Consider the following 22,239-nt stretch of genomic DNA (forward strand, 5'->3'; position numbering starts at 1 on the left):
GCTGAGCCGGCTGACAAGCTGATCCCGCAAACGCTTCAGCCGCCGAGCAAAAAAATGGCCCGGCACGAGCCGGGCCAAGTCCAGGGAGGAAGCGAAGGATGTGGATCCTTCGCAAACGCCGAACGCGGATCTCGATCGAAGACAGCCCAACGAACGATCTCAGCGACAGAACTATCTGGTATGCCGCCCGGCATTTTGTGCTGAAGAAGACGGAATTGCACTGGTTTCCGGCATTTTCGCGTGACAAGGCCGGGATAAGCCGCATCGGCGGGCGCCATGCTGCATGGACCGGAGCCTAGTTGGTCCATGCGCCGGATCCAGCCGGCCCCGATCTCGGCTCCGTGCGCGATGATGCGGAAATCTGGCTGAGCCTCAGTCGACTTGCCGCTATTGGGAACGATGTCGATGTGGGCGCGGATGGACAAGGTCTTGAGCTCACCCCTGTAGCCGCCGTTGTCCGTGCGGGTGCCGAATCCGATTGCAGTCATGGTCTGTCTCCTTCGCTCTCGCAGGGCCGATCCCTCGCGATGGCGAGACCGTCATGGGGAGCGAAGTGCCATTGAACCCATCGGGGCGAAGCGCAGCGGCGCACCCGAGAGAGCGGCCTTTTTGCAGCGAAGCGGCCGCGAGGAGCCCGTCTGCCGGCGGGGAAAAAAGGAGCTGGCGAGGGTTTCGGATGGCGGGGCGCTTCCCATAGGTCGTCACGTTCATAAGCAGGGAAGTCGTCCGCGGAAGGAGCCAAAGATGGACACTGAACGCATCGAAGACGCTGAACCAAGCGTCTCAGGCGGCGCGTCAGGCCAATGCACAACCTGTCAGATCTGCCAGTATCGGCGAGACGCCCGGCCTGGTAGAATCGCGCGAGGCATATCGAGCAGCCGACGAATGTCATTGAGTCGTGAGACTGTCGGTATTTAGCCAGCGGATCAGCGAGGGAGCCAATCGCCTCACTTAAGCGAGCCGACTTCGCGCGCGTGAATTAGAAGGAGCACGCATCACCCAGTCAAAGCTAAGTTGGCCCCAAAAGCGGATGGAGCATATCGAAAAAGTGATCGACATCCGCATCTAGGACAATGTTGGCGCGCCTGTCCCGAGCCTTCTTCGCAGCCGCGCTAGCCTGCCCAAACTGCCGCTTGTCGCAATTGAGCTGCCGTCCACGAGCCGATTGTATGTGTCGATGGGCACAGATGACCTCGAGACGTCTAGCTCGCGTGGAAGAACGCCTCCTGGCGATTGCGCTGAGCGGCGCGGTACTCCCGATCATTGCGGGCGAGCACCAGCGCCTCCGATCCTCGTCCGGCAATTCAGGCCAAGCACACGCTTCAGGGAACCAGAAAAAGAACAATGGCGTTCGCGTGAAACTCGATCACCGTTAGTGCTTCGCAGATTGCGATTTCGCTAACATGGCTGACGTCTCAAATCGCCGGGAGACCATTGGCCAGCACGACCCTCTCCGGCTTTCTGTGGCCGCGGCCGTGGCATTCCCGGATGGTTCGATGACCGCTTCCGGATTGCGCCGAGAGAACGCTCGCGGGCGACTCATCATCGAGCGCATCGCCGGCAAGGACTACACGACACTTTTTCATATTGAGCGAATGAGGGAATTATGCCGCGTCGAAGCAAGGGGGCCCGGCTCCAGCTCAAAGCCGCCCGACGAGACAAGGCCGGCAACGTCACCCATAGAGCAACCTGGATCATCCGGGACAACGGCCGGGATATCGGCACAGGCTGCGCTGCAGATGAAATTACGGCCGCCGAGCAAACGCTGAAGGATTACATCGCATCGAAGTACACCCCCAAGCGCAAGGCCCAGGACATTGAATCGATCCCGATCGGCGATGTGCTCTCGATCTATCTCGATGCCGAGCTCGCCAAGCTCCGCGACCGATTCAAGATCGCCGAAGATCAAGAAGAGGCAATTCCCGGCATACGCAAGTTCAAGAAGCGGATTGGTCGGCTGAACGACTGGTGGGGCGCGAAAATGCTTGCTGACGTCGACGGCGAGCAGTGCCGTCAATTCGCAAGGGAGCGCGGCAACAAAGGAGGCTCACGGCGCGATCTCGAAGACCTGCGCGCCGCCATCAATCATCACGCTGCGGAGGGCTACCATCGGGGTATCGTCAAGATCACGTTGCCGGCAAAGGGCGAACCCCGCGATCGGTGGCTCACGAGATCCCATGCCGCGAAGCTGATCTGGACGTGCTGGCGGTACCGCGAGATGCAGAGAATGTCCCGGGGGTCATTGAAGGGCCAAAAGGTCGCGACAGGAAAACGGCCTTTGCGTCACCTCGCCCGGTTCATCCTGATTGGCGTTTACAGCGGCTCCCGCGCCGGAGCGATCGCAGCGGCCTCACCTATTCCGGCAGTCGGCCGCGCGTTCGTCGATCTGGAGCGCGGCATTTACTACCGGCGCCGCCAGGGCGACGCAAAGACCAACAAGCGGCAACCGCCGGTGCCGATCCCGCCTCGCCTGCTTGCGCACCTCAGACGGTGGCACCGGATCGATCATCACGCAAAGCACTTCGTGGAGTTCAATGGAAAGCCCGTTACCTCGGTGAAGACGGCGTTCAAGACCGCGGTGCGACTGGCCGGCTTTGGCGCGGGTATTTCGCCCCATACGCTCCGGCATACGGCAGCGACCTGGCTGATGCAGCGCGGCGCCGATCCCTGGCAGGCGGCGGGCTACCTCGGCATGTCGCTTGACGTCTTGCTCAATACCTACGGTCATCATCACCCCGATTATCTCGCGGACGCGGTCGAAAAGATCGCCAAGCGAGAGAGGAAGCTCGAAGGAAACGGGGGCAGTTTCGGGTCGGTGCTGCCACTCCGTAGATAGAAGATGCAGTTCACGTGACTTGGATTGCTAGTGGAGCCTGGATGATGGCCTCAAGTCCCCCACGTCCGAGGCGTTTTTTGTTCTCGGCGGAGAGAGTGTCAGTCAATCCGCGTTGGAAGATAAGGCGTTTTTGATCCTCCAACGCCAAAACCCACCATTTGAGCTACGGCGAATGCCTGCGTCTTGCTTGCAAACAGTTGAGCCTCAGGTGGCAGCAGAAAGCGACGGCTGCTCGATCCTCCAGATCAAACGGCTTTCCTGGGCGAGGATAAGATGCTCGGAGGCTCTAGGCCGGCCGGTCCGAATCCTTGTCGCGTGCGGCGTGCCGCCGCTCGAACTTGCCCATGTTGGGGAAGCCCCCAAAGATGGCTGGTTGAGGCCCGACCGCACTCGTGAACATGCCGAGCGGACGTTAGAGATATTTAGCCAGCGCCGCCATCGCGAAACGGCCGAACACACCGGTGAACTCGACCATCTTCCGCAGGCGGATGATGTCGATGCGCAGATCGACAAACGCATGCACGGTCATCGGACGGCTCGCATGTCATATCTCCGCGCACCCCAATCCACTCGACCGCGCCAGCCGCCATTACGTCAAGCGCGGTGATCGCCCAGTTAACGAACCGATCCGAGGTCAAACTCTTTCGCTTGCCTGATGACGGCATCACGATCGTAGTTGTTGATCTCGTCGATCAGGTCATTAGTGTACATTCGCGAAGTCGGAACGGGGCGGGCTATCTGCCCTCCTGCCAGCAGAAAGCTGCTCAAGTTTTTCCAATCTTCTTCAACGAAGAGACCGTTCTTTCCGTTGGTCTTGGCACTTCTCCACCCGGGACTTCGTACCTCGAGGATCTTCAGACCTTGAGCGATGGCCTGCTGCGCACCCAATTCCCCAGGACGGCTCTCCGGATAGACTTTCCAGGTGATCATGACGGCCGCCACCGGATTGGCGTTGGTGAAATCGATCGCCTTTGATACCGCTCGCGCAAATCCGATCAGCATTTGCGGATTGTTCTTGATGACGTCGTTCTTCGCCAAAAGCGACAGATCCGGCAGCGCATCCAGATTCTCACCGACATCGAGATTCCGGAGAGCGAGGCCGCTGAGTCCGAACCGGACGTTGGCAACATCCCAGAACGCGATCGCATCGACGATCTTTTGCCGAACGGCGCTCACGGCTTGGGAGCCGACCCCGATCGGAATGAACGTAACGTCCCTGTCCGGGTCCAGCCCCGCTGAACGCACATAAGCTTTGCCGTAAGTGACGCCTCCACTTCCCAATGAAGGGATACCAATCTTCTTTCCTCGGAGGTCCGCGATCGATCTGATGTTGCTGTCCGCCGGCACGGACATGGACCAGATATTGCGATAGCTGTAGTCGTAGAAGTAGCGGACATCCAATGGCGCCGCTGAATTCTCTTGCATGCCGATCACGGCCTGCGAAGGACTCGCAGCACCTAGATTGGCGGTGCCGGAGGCGACTTGAATTGCGATCTCGTTCGAGCCGCCGACGGTCAGCAAATCGACGTCGAGCCCTTCCCGGCTGAAATAGCCCAGATACTTGGCGACGATGAAGGGCGCCTGCGCTTCATCCATATTTCGCACCCCGATCAAGGCTTGGAGCTTGTCGGCCGCGAACGCGGGCTGGCCACAGTGCACGCCAAACGACACCATCCAGGCAAAAAGAACCAGTCGCAGATTACCCATGCCCGCCCTCCTGTGAATGGCGGATTGATACACTTGTTGACCGATTAGTCAACATGGCATAAGATCGACGTACTTCGTCGGTGAACATGCTTGCTGGCTCAACCGGTTCGTACCTCGCGACTTTTTGTGCCGCTCCGGAACAATTGCTTGCGTCAAAGAGCGCTCCAAGAGCGCGCTACACTCACGGAAATCGGCAATGGGAGAGATCCGAAGCTTCTGCACGCTGTGCGGCTCGCAATGCGGAACGATCAATGTCGTCGAGAACGACCGGCTGGTCGCCGTGCGAAATGATCCCGGCCATCCGACCGGGCACGCCGTCTGTCCAAAAGGCCGGGCCGGTCCGGAGATCGTGGCCGCAAACAATCGACTCCTCTATCCGATGCGCCGCACCCGGCCAAAGACAGATCCCGATCCAGGGTGGGTACGTATTTCCTGGGACGAGGCGCTCGATCTTTGTGCGGGAAAGTTACTCGATATCCGGGAGCGCTACGGGGCCGAAGGAGTCGCTTTTGCTGTAACGACGAAAAGCGGAACCGGTATCGCCGACAGCATCGAATGGATTGATCGGTTCGTTCGCTTGTTCGGAAGCCCGAACATCGCGAGTTCGACTGACGTTTGCAATTGGCACAGGGACGTGGCGCATCGGTTCACTTTCGGCGTCGGCATGCCGACTGCCGATTATGCGCATGCGGGGCTGATTATCCTCTGGGGGCACAACCCCACCAGCACCTGGCTGGCTCAGGCGGACGCAATTGCGCGCGGCCGCGCGAATGGCGCAGCCATGATCGTCGTCGATCCGCGAGCGACCCCGCTCGCCATTGACGCCGACGTTTGGCTCCAAGTCCGACCGGGCACTGACGCCGCTCTGGCGCTCGGCGTGTCAAATCTCTTGATCCAGGAAGGAGGGGTCGACCTGGAATTTCTCAGGCGGTGGACCAATGCGCCGATGCTCGTGCGTGAGTCCGACGGACTGCTGCTAAGGGCGCGGGATCTCCGGGATCGCGAAGGTGACGAGACGGCACAGCAATTCGTGGCGTGGGACGTTCGGACCGACGAACCTTGCATCTATGATGCGGCCCGCCTGCTTGACGTCGATACCGCTCGCCGATTTGCCCTGACCGGCCGGTATGAAGTCCGGGGTCATCACGGCGAAGCGATCGCGTGCAGGCCTGCCTTTGATCACTTCCAGCGGGCCTGTGCCGCTTGGACACCCGAGCGGGTCGAGCAGGTAACCGGCGTTCCACGCACAAAGCTGAAAGCCGCCGCATCGCTGATGGCGAGCCACAGCAAGATTGCCTACCACGCCTGGACAGGCATTGGCCAAGGCAGCAACGCGACGCAAATAGAGCGTGCGGTCGCCACGCTCTACGCTCTTCGCGGATCGTTCGACGAGATCGGTGGCAACCGCATCCTGGGCAGGCAGCCCGCGAACAAGGTCGACTCGACGGACCTCCTCGTCGAGACGCAATCGTGCAAGACGCTCGGACGCGACATCCGTCCGATGGGACCAGCAGCCGAAGGACGCGTGAAGCCGCTCGACGTCTACCGCGCCATCGTGACCAGCGATCCTTATCCGATCCGTGCGCTCGTCGGCTTCGGATCCAATCATCTCCTCACGCAGGGAGACACCGACGAGATTCGCCGAGGGCTGGAGGTCGTAGAGTTCTATGTCCACACCGACATCGTAGAGACTCCGGTGGCCCGTTATGCCGATGTCCTGCTCCCGGCAAGCACTCCATGGGAGCGGGAAGGTCTACGCTTCGGTTTCGGCATTAGTGAAGCCGCCCAGAACCTGATTCAGTTGCGCCCGGCCGTCTTGACGCCGCGGGGAGAAGCACGCTCCGATCTGGAAATCGTATTTGCCCTGGCTGAACGTCTGGGCATGGGCGACAAGTTCTTCCACGGCGACATCGACGCTGGCTGGAACTACATGCTGGCTCCTCTCGGGATCACCGTCCAGGATCTGCGGGCGAATGACGGCAAGATCGTTCGTCCGATCGAACATGCCGTACGCAAATATGGCCACGTTGATGCCAGGGATCGCGTGGCGGGCTTCCAGACTGAAACAAGACGGGTCGAACTCTACTCCGAACTGCTGCTCCAAAATCATCAATCTCCTGTGCCGATCCATGCGGAAGAGCACGTCGATCGGTCACTCTATCCGTTCACACTGATCAGCATGAAGAACGGCGTCTTCTGCCATAGTCAACATCGCGGGATCGCCTCGCTCAGGCGACGCGCCAGCCGACCGACAATCCGATTGCATGGGAGTGTTGCGCGCCTGAAGAACATCAACGACGGGCACAGTGTCGAAGTCACGAGCCGTCACGGCTCCACGCGGTTCGTCGCCGAGATCGACGATACTCTCGCATCCGACGTACTGGCCGCCGACTTCGGCTGGTGGGAGGCCTGTGAACCGCTCGGCAAGCAGTCGTACGCGCTGACAGGGGCGGCCAGTTCCAATTTCAACAGCCTCGTCTCTGCCGAGACACGCGATCCGGTCAGCGGCTCCGTCAACCATCGGGCGATCGCGTGCGACGTCCGATGTGTCGGCGATTTGGGCAGCCGCTCATGGCAGGGGTTTCGGCGTTTCATCGTGTCGGATCGGCATGCGGAATCGGACTCAGCCCTTGCCATTTCGCTGTCACCGCAGGAAACCGGCGCGCTGCCCGACTACGAACCCGGCCAGTACGTACGTATCAGGGTGGCGCATCCCGACACCGGTGAACTTCTGACGCGCGCCTATTCATTGACCGGAGCGGCGGGCATCAGAAATCGATCGGAATACAGGATCTGTGTGGGTCGCGCGTCAGCCGGCGCCAGTGACGCCTCAACCTCACTCTCGTCTCTCATACATGAGACCTTGAAGGTAGGAGATATGGTCGAGGTCGAGGCTCCGAGCGGCGCCTTTACGATGCCGACGGTATCATCCGTTCCGCTGATCCTGATGGCAACAGGCATCGGCATCACTCCGTTTATGAGCCTTCTGAATTCGCTCGATGGCGATCAAATGCCTTCGGTCACCTTGTTGTACGGCAACAGGAACGGCTCGGAGCACGCATTCAAGCGCCAACTTCGAGCTCTTGCACAACGGTTGCCGAGACTTGTTGTCAGAACTTTCTATAGTCGACCACGCGCTTCGGATGTTCCTGGAGCCGATTTTGATGTCCACGGTCGCCTCGATGCCGCTCAGATCGACGCCTCACTGGTCATGGAGCGCCCGCGATTCTATCTATGCGGCTCCGATACAATGGTCACGTCGACAACGAGGAGCCTGGTTTCCTTCGGTGTGCCAAAATTCGACATTCACACCGAAGTATTCATCTCGCCGACGAACACGCTCGAAAAAGGCCTGGGCCCTTGCTCGGTCTCGTTCAAGCGATCGGGCATTTCGTTCCAGTGGGGTCCCAAGGACGGCACGCTGCTCGAATGCGCGGAGCGATTGGGCATACGCGCTCCAAGCGGCTGTCGGGTCGGGCAGTGCGAGAGTTGTGCAGTGCGCGTGCTGGCTGGAAGCACAAGGCAGCTCTCTGGTGCAGTCCCGGAAGATTCCGGCACGGTGCTCACGTGCCGAGCGGTCCCATGCAGCGATCTCGTTCTCGATCTCTAGGCGCATGTTCGCCCTCAGCGACGTGCCGCAGGCAACAGCGCCGCTTTTCGGCTGGCTGTACTGGCGTGGAGCAGCTATGCTGTGTTGGAACGCCGTTGCGAGCCGACCCAGCGACCGGCCGCTCAAGATGTGGAAGGTTGATTCCCGGGCCCAAGCGAGCGAACGCGATGCAGATATCCGCCGCCGATGACGACTATGGCCTTCCGAGGCTGAAACTTCCCGATCTCCGGATCAACTATACTCCCATCGATCCCGACTATTTCGATCGCCCCGTCGTCTCGATGTGCATCGAGACCAGACAAGACGACGACGAGCTGCCCCTGCACTCGCACAAGAAGGGACAATTGGTGGTCGCCTCGCGCGGATCGGTCATGTGCCGGGCGCCAGGGGGACTCTGGATTGTTCCTCCTCAGGGGGCGGTCTGGATTCCCGCCGGGGTACTGCACAGCAACTGCGTGTCCGATTTCGGCAAAATCTACGTCGTCTTCATCGAGCCTTCCGCAAGCAAGCTTCCGGATTTTTGTTGCACATTCACGATTTCACCTCTCGTTCGAGAGCTGATCCAGCGTCTTGCGGCATTTCCGCCCCTGTATCCGATCGAAGGCCCGACCAGCCGGCTCGGCCGCGTCCTTCTCGACGAACTCGTGCAGATGTCGACAGAGCAGATGTACCTGCCGATTTCCGCAGATAGTCGCCTCCAGCAACTTGCGGCTTCATTGTTGCACGAGCCCGGAGACAGGAGCACGCTTGATGAATGGGCCGCACGTTACGCAATGAGCGAGCGTACGCTTGCGCGTTTGATCGTGAAGGAAACCGGAATGACATTTGGCCGCTGGCGGCAGCGGCTCCACATCCTGGTCGCGCTGCAGCGCCTGTCCGCGGGCGCGTCCGTCCAGACCGTCTCACTCGATCTCGGGTACGAATCTCCGAGCGCGTTCATTACGATGTTCAAAAAGACCCTGGGAAAGAGCCCGCGCCGCTTCCTTACAGAGCGCACATCCTTCGACTACAGCCCCAGATAGGCGCGCCTTACATCCTGGTTGGAAAGCAAGCCCGCGCCGGTTCCCTCGAGAACAATGCTGCCATTCTCGAGAACATAACCCCGATCTCCGATGGCGAGGGAGCTCGCTACGTTCTGCTCCACGAGCAGAATCGTTATCCTGTGACTATGCAGCTTCTTGACGACGTCGAACATCACGGTCGTCAGCGCGGGTGAAAGTCCGATCGAAGGCTCGTCGAACATGATCATCTCCGGTTCGGACATCATCGCCCTGCCGATGGCAAGCATCTGTTGCTCGCCGCCCGACAGCGTTCCTGCCGACTGTCGCCGCCGCTCATCCAGACGCGGAAACAATTCATACACCCGCCGCAGATTGGCGTCCCGGCGGCCCCGCGCTCGTTTCAACGATCCTCCGATCAGAAGATTGTCCTCTACCGAGAGATTCGGGAACACTTCGCGCCCTTCGGCGACCTGGGCGATGCCGAGCTCGCAAATTTCCCAGGGCGACATGCCCACGATGTCTCTGCCCCGCCAGGCTATCCGCCCCCTTGTCGGGCAGACGATGCCCGCAATTGTGCGGATCAAGGACGTCTTTCCGGCACCGTTGGCTCCGATGACGCAGATCAGCTCCTCTGCCTGCACGGCAAGAGAGACGTCGTTGAGAGCGGCCGATCCGGCATAGCCGACGTTTAGCCCTTCGACGGCCAACAGGGGTTCCTTAGCCACGGAAGCCGTCCCCAAGATATCCGGCCAGAACTTCGGGATGCTTCACGATATACACGGGGGCTCCCTCGGCTATTTTCGCGCCGTGATGCAGAACAACGACATTCTCCGCCGCCTCCATCACAATTCGCATGACGTGCTCGACGAGCATTATCGTCAGTCCGCGCTCTACCAGGCGACGGAGAACGCGAACGACGGCCGCGGCCTCGGTTGGACGGAGCCCGGCCATCACCTCGTCAAGCAGCAACAGGCGCGGCCGTGTCGAGAGAGCCTTTGCCGTTTCAAGCATCTTTCGATCGGGAAGCGTCAGTTGGCTGATCGACGCGTTGGCCTTTGGCGCAAGACCGACCGTCTCCAGCGTATCCAGGGCGGCCTCCCTCGCTTCGGAGACCTTTCTCGTCCAACTGAACGCTCCGACCATCGCGTTTTCCAGCACGGTCATATCGCGCATCGGCCGGACGATCTGGAACGTCCGCCCAATGCCCAGACGGCATACCGCCTCCGCGCCGCGTCCGGAGATCGTCTCGCCTTCAAAGCGTATCGTACCGGCAGTCGGCCGGAACGCCCCGGCAATCATGTTGAAGCAGGTCGTCTTGCCGGCCCCGTTGGGACCGACGAGAGCCGTGATGGAGCGCTCCTTCAAACTGAAGCTGACGCCGTCGACCGCAAGCAAGCCGCCGAAGCGCTTCGAAACATTGTTGAGCTCGAGAAGCGCGGTCATTGTCCGACCTCCTGGGTCTGGACAATTCGACTGCGAATTGATCGTACTTCCTTCTTCGCCTCAAAGTGGCCGAGCAGCGCCGGCCACACGCCATCCGGCAGCAGCCAGACGACACCGATCAGAACGATGCCGTAGGCGACATTGTTCAATCCGGGCAGACCAATGGTGTCGCTGAAGGAGCTCATCAGGTGATCCAGGGGGATTATGATGAGCGCCCCGAGCAGCGGACCGAACGCCGTTCCCAGACCACCCACGATCGGCCCGATCAGGACGTCGACGGAAATCCCCATTCCCATGATCGAGTCGGGAAAAATCGATCCCTGGACCAGGGCCAGAAGACCACCGCCAATCGCAGCCCATGCTCCGGAGATCGATACAACCAGAACCTTGTGAAGGAAGGTCCTTACTCCGAGCGCCCTTGACGCATCTTCGTCATCGCGCATCGCTCGCCACACATATCCCAGAAAGGACTTCCTGATGAGCGCCGTTACGCCTACACCGACCGCAACGGCGGCGAGCGCGACAAAATAATAGAAGCGAGCGCCGCCGCGCAGCATCAGCAGGGAACTCTCGCCGGACTGAGCCGGAAAGAACAGGCCCTGCATTCCCCCCACAAAATCCCAACCGCCGAACATCACTCGGGCAAATTCAGCTGCGGCGATCGTCAACAGGCCGAAGTAGATTCCCCGCACCTCGAAGCGGAAGCTCAACCAGGCGAGCGCAGCACCGACCGCGCCGGCGATCACCGATCCCACGAGCAGCCCGAGCCAGGGGCTAAGGCCATACTTGATATCGAGCACCGCAACGGAATAGGCACCGATTCCGACAAACAGGGCGTGCCCTATGGATAGCTGCCCACCCAGACCAAGCATCAGGCTCCAGGATTGCCCGATAAAAGCGAAAATGAATACGATCGTCAGCAGAGAGACCAAATATGAATTGAACACGGCGCCAAGCAGCGCGAGTGCGGCGAACAATGCCATGCCGGCTGCCGCGCCGACGAAGTCGGGGCGAGACTCAAATCTCTTTTGCACCGAAGAACCCTCTTGGACGCAGAATGAGCACCACGATCAGCAAGGCATACGACAAGGCAGTCTTCATGGACGGTGCGACAATGAGTGCGGCAACGGCCTCGGTCACGCCGATTGTCAAGCCGCCGATCAGAGCCCCGACGAAGCTTCCAAGGCCTCCGACGATGACGGTCACGAACGCCAGCAGCGTGAAATCGACAGCGAGATAGGGCTGCGCATCGAACAGCGGCGAGATCAGCGCGCCGGCGAAGCCGGCACACGCAGTGCCAATTCCAAACGTGATCGCATAGATCTTGGGAATTGGGATCCCGACGATCAAACCGCCAAGTCGATTGTCGGCCGCCGCTCGAATGTATCTACCGAACAAGGAGTATTTGAGAAATGCGGCCAAAGCCAGGATCAGAACGGTCGTGGCACATGCAGCCTGCAAGCGCGCCAGATCGATCCGAATGCCTCCCAAGGAGATCGTTTCAAAGGACAACTGCGACACGGAAGGGCGCGGATCCGGCCCGAACCAAAGAAGCTGGATTCCCGTGAACAGGAGCGAGATGCCGATGAACAGGATGAACTGCACATGATGCGGTCGGGTGACGAACCGCGTCACCACTACGCTTTCCAGGTAATAGCCGACCGCGAACATCAGGATGCCGGCCAGCAACGCAGCCAGGATAGTCGGCATGCCCCACCAAAGTCCGGTGCAGTACCCGATGTAAAGGCCGAACACCACCATCGCGCCGTGGGCAAAGTTCACGACCCTGATCACGCCGAAGATGATCGTGAGGCCGAGTGCGATCAGCCCGTATACCAAGCCTATCAGGACCCCGCTTATGACCACATTTGCCCAGAGCAAGGCCATTAGCGGACCTCGAACGGCTTGAGCGGATACTGCAGGCTTGCGTCGGCGATAGCCCGCGGCGAAATCACCTTCGGCATTCCGCCTTGTCCCTGCAGCATCGTAACGGCACTATTGATGTTCTGTCCGTTCTCGTCGAACTTGATCTTGCCGCTGTACATCAGGACCGGATTCAGGTCGGTTTTCCTGAGAGCGGCATGGATTTCCGAGGAGACTGACGAATTTGCCCGGATGACCGCGTCGGCGACGATCTGGACCGCCTCGAAGGCACATCCGGAATTTGCGTCCAGCCACTCGTTTGGATAGCCGGCCTCAAAGCTCTTGATGATTGCGGCGGTGTCCGGCGCCTTCGGGTTATACCAGACGGTCGACAGGATGGCGCCGTCTCCATATTTGCCGAGCGCGTTATAGTACGCCTTGTCCTGCACGCCGTTTGAGTTCGGCGAAAAGATCAGCTTGGGATTCCACCCCTGCTTGATGCATTCGCGGGTGATCATGATAGCGTCGTTGACGCGCGTCACAGACACCAGCGCATCCGCTCCCGAGGCCTTTGCCTTCGCGACCTCGACGGAGAGGTCCCGCGCCTTTTCGTCGTAGGGAATGTATTCGGCGATCTTCAGCGGTACATCGACCTCTTTCCACGCCTGATCGATGCTCGCGGCCGTCGACTGCCCCATCGTGTTGTTGAGGTGCAGCACTGCAGCGCTCTTCGGCGGATTTTCGACACTCGAAAGGATCGCCTTCAATTCGAGCAACGATTGCCGAACGATCGTCAGCGACGTCGGATAGAAACGAAATACCTGGGTGAATCCCTGCGACGTGACCTGGGTGGCGCTCGCAATGTGCACGACCATCGGAACCTTGGCGGCTTCGGCCGCCTGAAGCGCCGAAATCGTAGCGCCCGAGTCCCATGCTCCAATGAGGACGGTGCAACCCTGCCTGATCAGGTTGTCCGCAGCGATTCGGCCGTTTTCCGGTTTGCTCTGCGTATCCGCGTGAACGATTTCCATCTCGACGCCGAACCGCTCCTTGGCGAATTTGGCGCCAAGATTGATTCCGCGCACGCAAGCCTGGCCCGGGAAGGCCAACACGCCGCTGCTGGGCATGATCGAACCAACCTTGACGGTGCGAGATGCAGCGCTCGCATGCCATGGCATCAAGCCGGCGGCGAGGCCCATTCCGCTCCCGAGAACGGTGCGCCGCGTCAAATCCTTGCCGAGGATATTCCCCATCTGCCTTGCTCCCTCGCTGCTGTATGTTTATGGACGGTGATCGCTGCTCCCGAAGCAGGCTCATCGACCTGCTTCGGGAAGCACTTGCGGAATCGCGAACCTGCCATGCCGGTAAATCAGCCCTTCGTAGTGGTCCTGATGGACCTCGCCGAGAACCGCGCCGAAGAAGACCGTGTGGGTCCCCACCGGATGCATGCCGATGACCTGGCAGTCGAAGCTGCACAGCGAACCGATCAGGATCGGTGAGCCAGATACCAATTCCGCCCAGCTGCCCTCGCTGAAGCGAATGTCCCCCTTGCTTCCATCAAGCCCTGCGAACTTTTGCGCGAGGTCCACATGGCTCGCGGTCAACAGGTTCCAACCGAAACATCCGGTCCGGACGATCGTGTCATGAGCTCCGGCCGACTTGTTGACGCACACCAGGACGGTCGAGGGGTCGACTGAAAGCGATGACGCGGCAGTGACCGTCAAGCCATGCCGTTCCGGCGCGCGGCCGGACGTCACGATCGATACGCTCCCGCTGACATTTCTGAGCGCCGTCTTGAAGGAAGCACCGTCGATCAGTCGAGCACCTTCGAGACCCTTTGTCGGGTCGACCGACATCAACTCATTCATCACGTCCGGCTCCGCGAAATGGTGTCGAGGCCTCAGTAAAGTCCCTGTACGCATCATGCTATCGATCCGCTTTGGCAGCTTCGAAGAACTGGATGACATTGCTCTCGGGATCGCAAACTTGCGCCACGCGTCCGTGACCGCCCATGTCCCGAACGGGAGCAACAAGCGTCGCGCCCGCAGCGATGGCGCGTTCGACTACCGATTCCAGCTGCTCGACTTCAAAAACCACGACCGCGTTTGCAGATGGAATCGAGGCGGACTCTTCCATTCCGGAAACGCAGAAGGCCGCACCCTCGCTCCGGAACTGGATCCAGCGTTCACCATCCGCAAAGCGAATGGTGAGACCGGTATTCGCGTAGAACTCCGCAAGCTTCGCCGGTTGACTGGCGGTGAGATAGACGTGCTTGACCTTCATTTTGCACCGATGCTTTCCGCGCCGATTATCCGACCTGCGCCTTGATCAATTTCTCCTCGGATTCGTCATAGAGCGTGTCGATCAGCGCTCGATATCGCTCCATCAGCTGCTTGCGGCGCTTCTTTCGCGTCGGCGTCATGACACCATTCTCGGGAGAGAGCTCTTCGGGAAGGATACGGAAGGCCTTGATCTGCTCGGCGCGTGCCAGGCGGTTGTTCGCCTTTGCGACCTCGCCTTCGATCATCCGGATGACGATCTCGGATTTTGCGAGGTCGGCGTATTGCGCGATGTCGGTGTCCCGCGACCTGGCCCAATCCATCGTCGCGGTGGCGTCGACCTCGATAAGAGCCGTCAGGTATTTCTTGCCCTCGCCAATGACGGCGGCTTCGGAAATGTAGGGGCTCTGCCGAATTTCGTTCTCGATCTGGGTCGGGCTGACCGACTTCCCCCCGGACGTGTTGATGATCTCCTTCTTCCGATCGACGAGCTTGAAGCTTCCATCCTGCGCGATTTCGGCGATATCGCCGGTATACAGCCATCCGTCTCGCAGCGCGGATCTGGTTTCCTCGGGTTTGTTCCAATAGCCAGTAAACAAGCCCGGTCCTCGAACGATCATCTCGCCGTCTTCCAGCACCGCGGTTTCCCAGGCTGGATCCTGAACGGGAATGCCGACGCTGCCGGCCTTCGGCCAGTCCACCATCTGGACGAGATTTCCGCCCACCATCTCGGTCTGCCCGTAGCACTCCTTGAGATTCAACCCCCAGAGCTGCCAAAGCGTCATGACCTCCGATGGCATCGGCGCGGAAGACGTATAGGCGATCTTCAGTTCGTCGAAACCAACCTCCGCCAAAAGCGGACCGAAGATGTGCCTGCGACATGCCGCGAACAGATCGCTGAGATACTGGTCCGGCGTCCGCCCCGCCTGGCGGTCATCGAGCGCCTTGCGCGCGATCCGCATCGCCAGTTGGTAATCTTTCCTTTGCTTGGCGCTGGCCGAGTGCACCACGCTGAGGATCTGGGTTGCGAATCTCTGGTAGAAGCGAGGCGGAGCCATGTAGTACGTCGGCTTGGCTTCCCGGATCGTCTGCGCGAACCCCGCGGTCGTTTCCCCGAAGTGAGGAACGGCTCCGGACAGCAATGGCAACGTGGTTGCCTGGGCTCGCGCGACCGTGTGCGACATCGGCAAATGAACCACGAGCCGCTGGGTTTCGGTCCGAATGGTCGGATGGAATGTCGTCTGCACGTGGCCACCTGCGAGCAATGACAGGTGCGTCAGCATGGCGCCTTTGGGATACCCCGTGGTACCCGACGTGTAACCAATGCTCGCCAGTTCGTCCGTTTTGGCAACTGCGACCTGCTCGCGAAGAAAGGCGTCGCAATCGAATGAAACAGGCTCATAGAACTCGGCAAACGAGACGATGTTCTTCGCCCTGAGCTCGCCGGTCCACGACGGATCCATCACGACGATTTTCTCGAGCGTCGCCGCGGTGCTGGCTGCCAGCAGCGTCCGCAACTGCGTCTCGTCTCCCACGAAGGCAAAACGGGCTCCGGAATCACCGAGGTAGTAGTTCACCTCCTCGACGGATGAAGTGAAATACACGCCCACGGTCACGGCGCCGGCGCACATGGTCGCCATGTCGGCGAGCAGCCATTCCTGGGACACGTCTCCCATGATGGCGACGCGATCACCACGCGCGAGTCCCGCCATCTGGAGGGCACCCGCCAGCCGGCACACCTTCGTCGCATAGTCGTGCCACGACACCGATATCCATTCGCCGGCGCGCTTCTGGCGATATGCGACGGCCGTTGGTCTCTCGATGCGTCGGGCTTGCAGAAGCTGCGGAAGAGTTACCGAAGCAAGCTGGGCACCGGACGTAATGGACCCGACATTCATGTCACCGCTCCGCGAAACGCCTGCGCTTCTCCGCAAAGGCGGCTACCGCTTCGCGACGCTCGGGCGTAGCGAACGTAAGGGTTTCCAGGGCGGTGGACGTGTCCAACAGGAGATGCGCGAACTCCTTGACAATCTTGTTCACCGAATACTTCGTCCAGATGATTGCTTCTCGTGGACCGCTCGCCAGCATTTCCGCGTATTCGATCGCCACCTCGCGGACATCACGATCGGAAACGGCTTCGTTGATCATGCCCATCGCAACAGCCTGCTCGGCGGACACGAAGGCGCCCGTCATAAGATAGTGCTTGGCGCGGACCGGACCGATCAGAAGCGGCCAGATGACCGCACCACCATCGCCCGCCACGACGCCGGCCGTGACATGGGTATCGGCAAACCGGGCGGTCGATTGCGCAAAGATCACATCGCACATCAGGGCAAGCGTTGCGCCGAGACCGACGGCCACGCCATTGACGGCGGCAATGATTGGAGCCTCCACTTCTAGCATGTTGCGGACCAGGTGGCGTCCGCCGCGGGTCGGCGACGGGATCGGGCTCTTGTCCAGCGTCTTCTGATCGCCACCGGAGCAAAAACCACGGCCGGCTCCGGTCAGCACGATCGCCCGGACCGATTTGTCCCGATCGAGATCGACGAACACCTGCTCGAGCTCGTCATGCATGTCCCAGTTGATCGCGTTGAGGATCTCGGGACGGTTCATCGTCACGACCGCGACACCGCTCGGGCGCTTCTCGATGAGGAGATATTCGTACTTCGCTTCTAACATGGACCTGTTCCTTACACTGCCTTCTTCGAGGACCCGGAGTTCTGCGGCCGCATTGCCCGGATCGTGTCGAGAATTTCCTCGGTGGGACGGACAACGTTGTTCTTGTCGTTGAAATGCGGGATCACGTAGCGCCCCACCATGTCGATCGCCTCCATGATCTTGTGGTGAGGTACCGAATCCAGGTGCAGAAGCACCTCATCCACACCGAGCGCTTCATACTGTTCGAGCTGGCGAATGACGGTATCCGGAGCTCCGCACACGGTCGTGGCGGAGTGATTCAGGAGATAGTCCCAGTCTCGCCCGGCGCGCTCCATCGACGGGACGCTCTCGCTCATGTAGGAATAGTCGTCCGCAAGCTTCGCCAGGCGCGGATACGCATCCGTCGAGATCCGCGCATAGTGCATGAGCGGTTCAGCGTAATCGTCCTTGGCTTTCTGATCGGTGGGACCGATGCCGAGGAATAGCGGGATGCCGATGCGGGGACGATCGAGCGGGCCGTGTTCGTCGCGCTTCCAGGCGCCGCGATAGGCGGCGAGCAATTTCTTCTGGACTTCCCAGCCCTGATAGATCGAGTGGCTCATCACGGCCAATCCCTCGGAGCCCGCCCAGTTGTGGCTGCGCTCGCTGGTGGCCGCTATGCCGATCACCGGGTACGGCTTCTGGACCGGCTTCGGCACAAGTTGACGCGGAGGGATCTGGTAGTATTTGCCCTCAAATGTGAAAATGTCTTCGCGCATCGACTTGCGGAGAAGCGCGATTCCTTCTTCCATCTGTGCGAGCGTTTCAGCCGGATCGACATTGAATGCCCGCATGGCAATCGTCGTATTCGCGCGCCCGCCATAAAACTCCATGCGACCGTGCGAAAGGATATCGGTGACCGCCAGACGCTCCGCGGAGCGCAGCGCGTGATTGATCCGCTGAGGCATGAGGGTAACGGCGGAACGCAGCTTGACGCGCGACGTCACCGCGGCGAGGTACCCGTAGACGACCTCCGGTGCCGAGCTGGAAATGCCGCCAAGCGCAACATGCTGCTCAGAGAGCGCGACGCAATCGAAACCCACCTTCTCGGCGAGGCGAACCTCATCAACGAGTTCATGAAGCCGCCGGGCGTAGCTTTGCCCGACCTGAGTTTCCTGCTCCGACCAGAACCCAAATTTGAGTGCCATTCTGCTGTCCTTCCGGCGTACCTGATGGACGAAACAATGTTGCAGAACCGGCGAAATTTTCCTCCGAATACGGCTCGTCGACGCCCGACTTTCAAAATTTTGTGCTGTCTGTGAACATGGGCTCGCCAGTGGCGCGCACGGAGCCGTCTTTCGCCGTGGGCTTCACGGCCTGCTCTCGACGGCGCACACGTCTTGACGACGAGCCTTTTCCGCTCGTTCGGATGCGCAAATCTCAAGCTGTGCAGGAAGGTGTGAAGCGGGTCAGTCTTCGAACGCGTCGACCAGGAGGTCGGCTATGTGCTCAAGACAGCTTTCCCCGATCGCAACCGTCGAACCACGAGGATCTCCGAGGACCCCGTTCTGCGTGACGGAGGAAATGCCGTTCCTCCACATCAGCTCCAGCTGGTGCTGCGACAGCAGACCGATGTGGCCTGGTTCGAAACGATCGATACGTACGCTGTCTGGACGAATCTTCATCATCAGTGACGTTTCGGCGATGTCGGCGTGGCCGCCTACCGCGGCTTCATCGCCACCGGCAGCGGAGACCGCTTCCCGCCACCCCTTCATCCACGCCTCGGAATCGACGAAAGCATCGATCCGTGCTCGTCCTTCAACGCTCCCGCGAAGGCGCGGCATCATGTCCCTGAGGACCGGGAAGTTGCCGATATGGCCAGAGAAGAAGATGATTCTGGAAAAGCCGTGCCGCATCAGGCTGGCACAATAGTCCGAGCACAACGCCTCGAGCGTTTCGGGACGTATCGATATGGTGCCGGGAAACGTCAGATGATGGGAAGAGCAGCCGACCCTTATTGTCGGGGCAATAAGCGTTCGACCGAGGCGGCGGGCGACCAAGGTGGCGAGGGCTTCCGCATGGTCCGCATCCATGCAAAGCGGCAGATGGGGTCCATGCTGCTCCACGGCCCCGCAAGGTACGACCACAGTGTGGAACCCGCTGCTCAGAGCCATCGAGACATCTTCGAATGTCATGAGCTCCAGGCGCAGATCGCCCATCCATCCAGGCTCGCTCATTCAGACCTTCTTGTTCTTCGCCAGAAAGCGGGCTCTGGCTTCGGCAGAACCCTCTTCGTCCAGATACGCCGGCAGATCCGCGATCGTCATGTCGTCTAGTTCACCGTCACTCATCTGACCGGTGAGATTCAAAGACCGCTTTATCGCCGCGAACAGCTTTCTGTCCTTGCTTCGGAGCTGACGACAAATCGATCTGGCTCTGTTGGCAACCTCGTCCGTGTCAACGATTTGATCGACCGCACCCAGTCTGAGGGCTTTTGACGCGTCGATCAACTCTCCCCAATACAGCAACTCCTTGGCAGCCCGCTGGCCGAGCATTCGCCCCGCTTGACGCATGCCCTTCACGGCGGGAAGCAGCCCATGATTGATCTCCGGGAACCCGACCTGGCATTCGGGATTTGCCACCACGTAATCTGCATGCAGCAGAAACTCGAAGGCTCCTCCCACGGCGTAACCGCGAACGGCACAAATGAATGGGCTCGGATACCTTTCCATTTCACACAGCAGCGCGTGAAACATCCTTAACCGTGGCGTTGCCACCTCGACGGTCGCGATCTCCTTGATGTCGCCGCCGGCGCTGAAGAAGCGATCTCCACGTCCCGTCAGGACGATACCCGGCGGAGCCTCATCTCGTGCGAAGGATTGAATTCGATCCAGAAGGACGGAGATCAGGTCAATATTCAGAGCGTTCGCCGGCGGACGATTCATCGTCATCACAACCACGTCGGCGTCGCGATCTATCAGCAGAATATCGGAGCTTGCCATGCTTGCAGGCTAGCCAAAATTCCCCTTGGTAATCTGCCGAATCTGCTGATCGTTTTCAGATACGGCAACACAAACATTCGCCGGAGCTTCCCCAATCCGCAGGTTCTGCCGCTTCGGCGCGGATTCACCTATTCTATGTGGGATCGATTTTTCTCACGATTCCAACGCCTGATAAGCAACATGGATACCGATCAGATTGTCAGTTTTTAGATACAAGTCGGCATTTTGTCGAAATTCCGCAACCGAGGGAAGCGTTAGCATCGCTGTCATCGAGATGTCACCGTGCGGAGCAACGCGCGGGACGGGAGGCCTCGACAGTCGTATCGTTTGCCCATAGGAGGACTACAGTATGACCGTGGTGGCGCTGGATAGAATCGATATCAAGATCCTGAACGAATTGCAGCAGAACGCGAGCCTGACCAACGTCGAACTCGCCGCTCGAGTTAACCTCTCTCCTTCACCCTGCCTCGCCCGGGTCAAAAACCTCGAAAAGCTTGGCGTGATTGATCGCAGAATTACAATCCTCCATGCCTCCGTGCTGGGTCTTGGCGTGACCGCATTCATCCAGGTGAGGCTCGAAAAGCAAGTACAGAACTCACTCGATAACTTCACCCGTGCAATCGATCGCATGGAGCAAGTGATGGAATGCTATCTCATGACTGGTGATAACGACTATCTGCTCCGCGTCATGGCTTCGGATATTGAGGACCTCGAAGATCTCATCGTAAACAAGCTATCGCGCATTTCGGGTGTATCCAGCATCAAATCCAATCTTGCCTTGAAGAAGATCTCGTACAAGACGGTGCTCCCGATCGACACGACGCGCCCTGTCCAGATCAGACCGTGTCAATCGACGGCGAGGTATGGTGCCGCCAAGGCAAAGTGCGAAGCCACTGCCCTTCCCGCAAGGCCAGAGCATAGCGTGACGTTCGGATTGTCGCACGCGGATAAGCCGTCGGTAGGTGCAAGCTGAGCCAACCAGGAAACTCACAACGATCAGATCTGGTAGACAATCGTTTCCGCTAGGATTCCATGAACGTAGACAGATCCACCGCACTTGGGTCTAATCCCTGCAGAGCCCCTCGGCCTTCTTCACCAAAGCCCGCAATCGAGGCGTGGTTCAAGTGGGCTTCAACTTGGTGCCATGCGGACTACAGACGCCACGAAGCCAACTGGCCCCCTGGACGTTGCGGATCTACATGGGATCATTTGACCGATTTAATCTACGTATCCGCCCGGCCCGTATTTCTCCTCCCGCCGACGCGCCACCCGTGAAGTTCATCACGGCGCCGCCCCAACAACACCAACGCCGCTCGCTTTAATTCCGGCTTCATTTTCGACCCTGTCGCACAAATTGAGTCATCGCTAATGAGTGCCAGCAACCCGCCGACGATTCGGTACGCTGTACCGAGGTGCATTTGCCATGAATCATGTTGACCATACCGTCAACACAATCTAGCAATATACGCGCCGCGCGATCCCGAGGGATGAAGGGAGCCCACGTTACCGTTTTAGAGCGGAGAAATCCGCGCGTAGACCGGAGGCTGTTTGGTGTGTGACGGTTGGACAGACCCTCCTCAGACCCGTCGACGAATGGTCCAAGCGGCCGCCACTGGCGACTATTGCTTCGGAGACACTAGATGACTTCTCAAAAACTTCGGCGAGTATTTGAAGCACTGAGGTGCGGGCTGGCCAAGCAGCTGGAAGCGTTGCAGCGCAACTTAGCTCAATATCCGCCTATCGATCACCCGCTGGACGTCTCGGAATACGAGATACTGAGCAGCGTTTGGGCCGCCCATACCGGCCAGCTTCGCAGCCGACCTCGGGGTGGCGAATTGGAGCATTAAATCGCTCGCGGCGG

Annotated in this window: 19 protein-coding genes; 5 read left to right on the top strand and 14 right to left on the bottom strand. The window is 59.7% G+C overall.

The annotated features are described in order from the left end of the window. Positions 1–35: 35 nt before the first annotated feature. Positions 36–488, bottom strand: a complete 453-nt coding sequence (locus tag I6F38_RS07965) for a DUF736 family protein (RefSeq protein ID WP_225159846.1) — start codon at positions 486–488, stop codon at positions 36–38. A 1,118-nt stretch (positions 489–1,606) separates the two neighbouring features. On the opposite strand from I6F38_RS07965, the gene I6F38_RS07970 reads away from it, so the two are divergent. Beyond that, positions 1,607–2,836, top strand: a complete 1,230-nt coding sequence (locus I6F38_RS07970) for a site-specific integrase (RefSeq protein ID WP_028342737.1) — start codon at positions 1,607–1,609, stop codon at positions 2,834–2,836. 615 nt (positions 2,837–3,451) lie between these two features. Here the strand turns inward: I6F38_RS07970 and I6F38_RS07975 are convergent. Further along, entirely contained in the window at positions 3,452–4,543 is a 1,092-nt protein-coding gene (locus I6F38_RS07975) for an ABC transporter substrate-binding protein (protein WP_225159848.1), read from the bottom strand. 196 nt (positions 4,544–4,739) lie between these two features. Here I6F38_RS07975 and I6F38_RS07980 point away from each other — a divergent pair, with 196 nt between their 5' ends. Further along, positions 4,740–8,153 (top strand): molybdopterin-dependent oxidoreductase, encoded by a 3,414-nt coding sequence (locus I6F38_RS07980; protein WP_225159850.1) that lies wholly within the window; start codon positions 4,740–4,742, stop codon positions 8,151–8,153. 167 nt (positions 8,154–8,320) lie between these two features. Beyond that, positions 8,321–9,175 carry a helix-turn-helix transcriptional regulator gene (locus tag I6F38_RS07985; protein WP_225159852.1) on the top strand — a complete coding sequence of 285 codons (855 nt, stop codon included), beginning with the start codon at positions 8,321–8,323 and terminating at the stop codon, positions 9,173–9,175. Here I6F38_RS07985 and I6F38_RS07990 read toward each other — a convergent pair. The 12 genes from I6F38_RS07990 to I6F38_RS08045 all read right to left on the bottom strand — a co-directional run bounded on the left by I6F38_RS07990 (position 9,160) and on the right by I6F38_RS08045 (position 20,378). Then, a complete protein-coding gene (locus tag I6F38_RS07990) occupies positions 9,160–9,864 on the bottom strand; it encodes an ABC transporter ATP-binding protein (protein ID WP_028342733.1) in 705 nt (234 codons plus the stop codon). The genes I6F38_RS07985 and I6F38_RS07990 overlap by 16 nt on opposite strands. Before the next feature lie 7 nt (positions 9,865–9,871). Beyond that, positions 9,872–10,597: an ABC transporter ATP-binding protein gene (locus I6F38_RS07995; protein WP_028342732.1), complete on the bottom strand. Its 726-nt coding sequence runs from the start codon at positions 10,595–10,597 to the stop codon at positions 9,872–9,874. Next, positions 10,594–11,631 carry a branched-chain amino acid ABC transporter permease gene (locus I6F38_RS08000; RefSeq protein ID WP_225159854.1) on the bottom strand — a complete coding sequence of 346 codons (1,038 nt, stop codon included), beginning with the start codon at positions 11,629–11,631 and terminating at the stop codon, positions 10,594–10,596. The genes I6F38_RS07995 and I6F38_RS08000 overlap by 4 nt, the downstream gene beginning before the upstream one ends. Further along, positions 11,615–12,484 (bottom strand): branched-chain amino acid ABC transporter permease, encoded by an 870-nt coding sequence (locus tag I6F38_RS08005; RefSeq protein WP_028342731.1) that lies wholly within the window; start codon positions 12,482–12,484, stop codon positions 11,615–11,617. Before I6F38_RS08005 ends, I6F38_RS08000 begins: the two co-directional genes overlap by 17 nt. Then, positions 12,484–13,713: an ABC transporter substrate-binding protein gene (locus I6F38_RS08010; protein ID WP_225159856.1), complete on the bottom strand. Its 1,230-nt coding sequence runs from the start codon at positions 13,711–13,713 to the stop codon at positions 12,484–12,486. Before I6F38_RS08010 ends, I6F38_RS08005 begins: the two co-directional genes overlap by 1 nt. Positions 13,714–13,773: 60 nt before the next feature. Further along, positions 13,774–14,328: a flavin reductase family protein gene (locus tag I6F38_RS08015; protein ID WP_225159858.1), complete on the bottom strand. Its 555-nt coding sequence runs from the start codon at positions 14,326–14,328 to the stop codon at positions 13,774–13,776. Positions 14,329–14,386: 58 nt separating this feature from the next. Continuing rightward, positions 14,387–14,743 (bottom strand): VOC family protein, encoded by a 357-nt coding sequence (locus I6F38_RS08020; protein ID WP_016841231.1) that lies wholly within the window; start codon positions 14,741–14,743, stop codon positions 14,387–14,389. A gap of 25 nt (positions 14,744–14,768) precedes the next feature. Next, a complete protein-coding gene (locus I6F38_RS08025; RefSeq protein WP_028342728.1) occupies positions 14,769–16,637 on the bottom strand; it encodes an AMP-binding protein in 1,869 nt (622 codons plus the stop codon). Between the two features lies 1 nt (position 16,638). Next, complete coding sequence (locus tag I6F38_RS08030) at positions 16,639–17,352, bottom strand: enoyl-CoA hydratase-related protein (RefSeq protein ID WP_245288815.1); 714 nt, start codon at positions 17,350–17,352, stop codon at positions 16,639–16,641. A gap of 77 nt (positions 17,353–17,429) precedes the next feature. After that, positions 17,430–18,584 carry an LLM class flavin-dependent oxidoreductase gene (locus I6F38_RS08035; RefSeq protein ID WP_225159860.1) on the bottom strand — a complete coding sequence of 385 codons (1,155 nt, stop codon included), beginning with the start codon at positions 18,582–18,584 and terminating at the stop codon, positions 17,430–17,432. A 261-nt stretch (positions 18,585–18,845) separates the two neighbouring features. Next, positions 18,846–19,613: a creatininase family protein gene (locus I6F38_RS08040; RefSeq protein WP_225159861.1), complete on the bottom strand. Its 768-nt coding sequence runs from the start codon at positions 19,611–19,613 to the stop codon at positions 18,846–18,848. Beyond that, entirely contained in the window at positions 19,614–20,378 is a 765-nt protein-coding gene (locus tag I6F38_RS08045) for an enoyl-CoA hydratase/isomerase family protein (RefSeq protein WP_028342724.1), read from the bottom strand. A 349-nt stretch (positions 20,379–20,727) separates the two neighbouring features. On the opposite strand from I6F38_RS08045, the gene I6F38_RS08050 reads away from it, so the two are divergent. Both I6F38_RS08050 and I6F38_RS08055 read left to right on the top strand, forming a co-directional pair. Continuing rightward, positions 20,728–21,351, top strand: coding sequence for an Lrp/AsnC family transcriptional regulator (locus I6F38_RS08050; protein ID WP_016841238.1), 624 nt, complete (start codon positions 20,728–20,730; stop codon positions 21,349–21,351). 667 nt (positions 21,352–22,018) lie between these two features. Continuing rightward, positions 22,019–22,225, top strand: a complete 207-nt coding sequence (locus I6F38_RS08055; protein WP_225159862.1) for a hypothetical protein — start codon at positions 22,019–22,021, stop codon at positions 22,223–22,225. The last annotated feature ends 14 nt before the right edge of the window (positions 22,226–22,239 follow it).

The organism is Bradyrhizobium sp. BRP56, from assembly GCF_020194035.1.
GTDB classification, from domain to species: domain Bacteria; phylum Pseudomonadota; class Alphaproteobacteria; order Rhizobiales; family Xanthobacteraceae; genus Bradyrhizobium; species Bradyrhizobium australafricanum.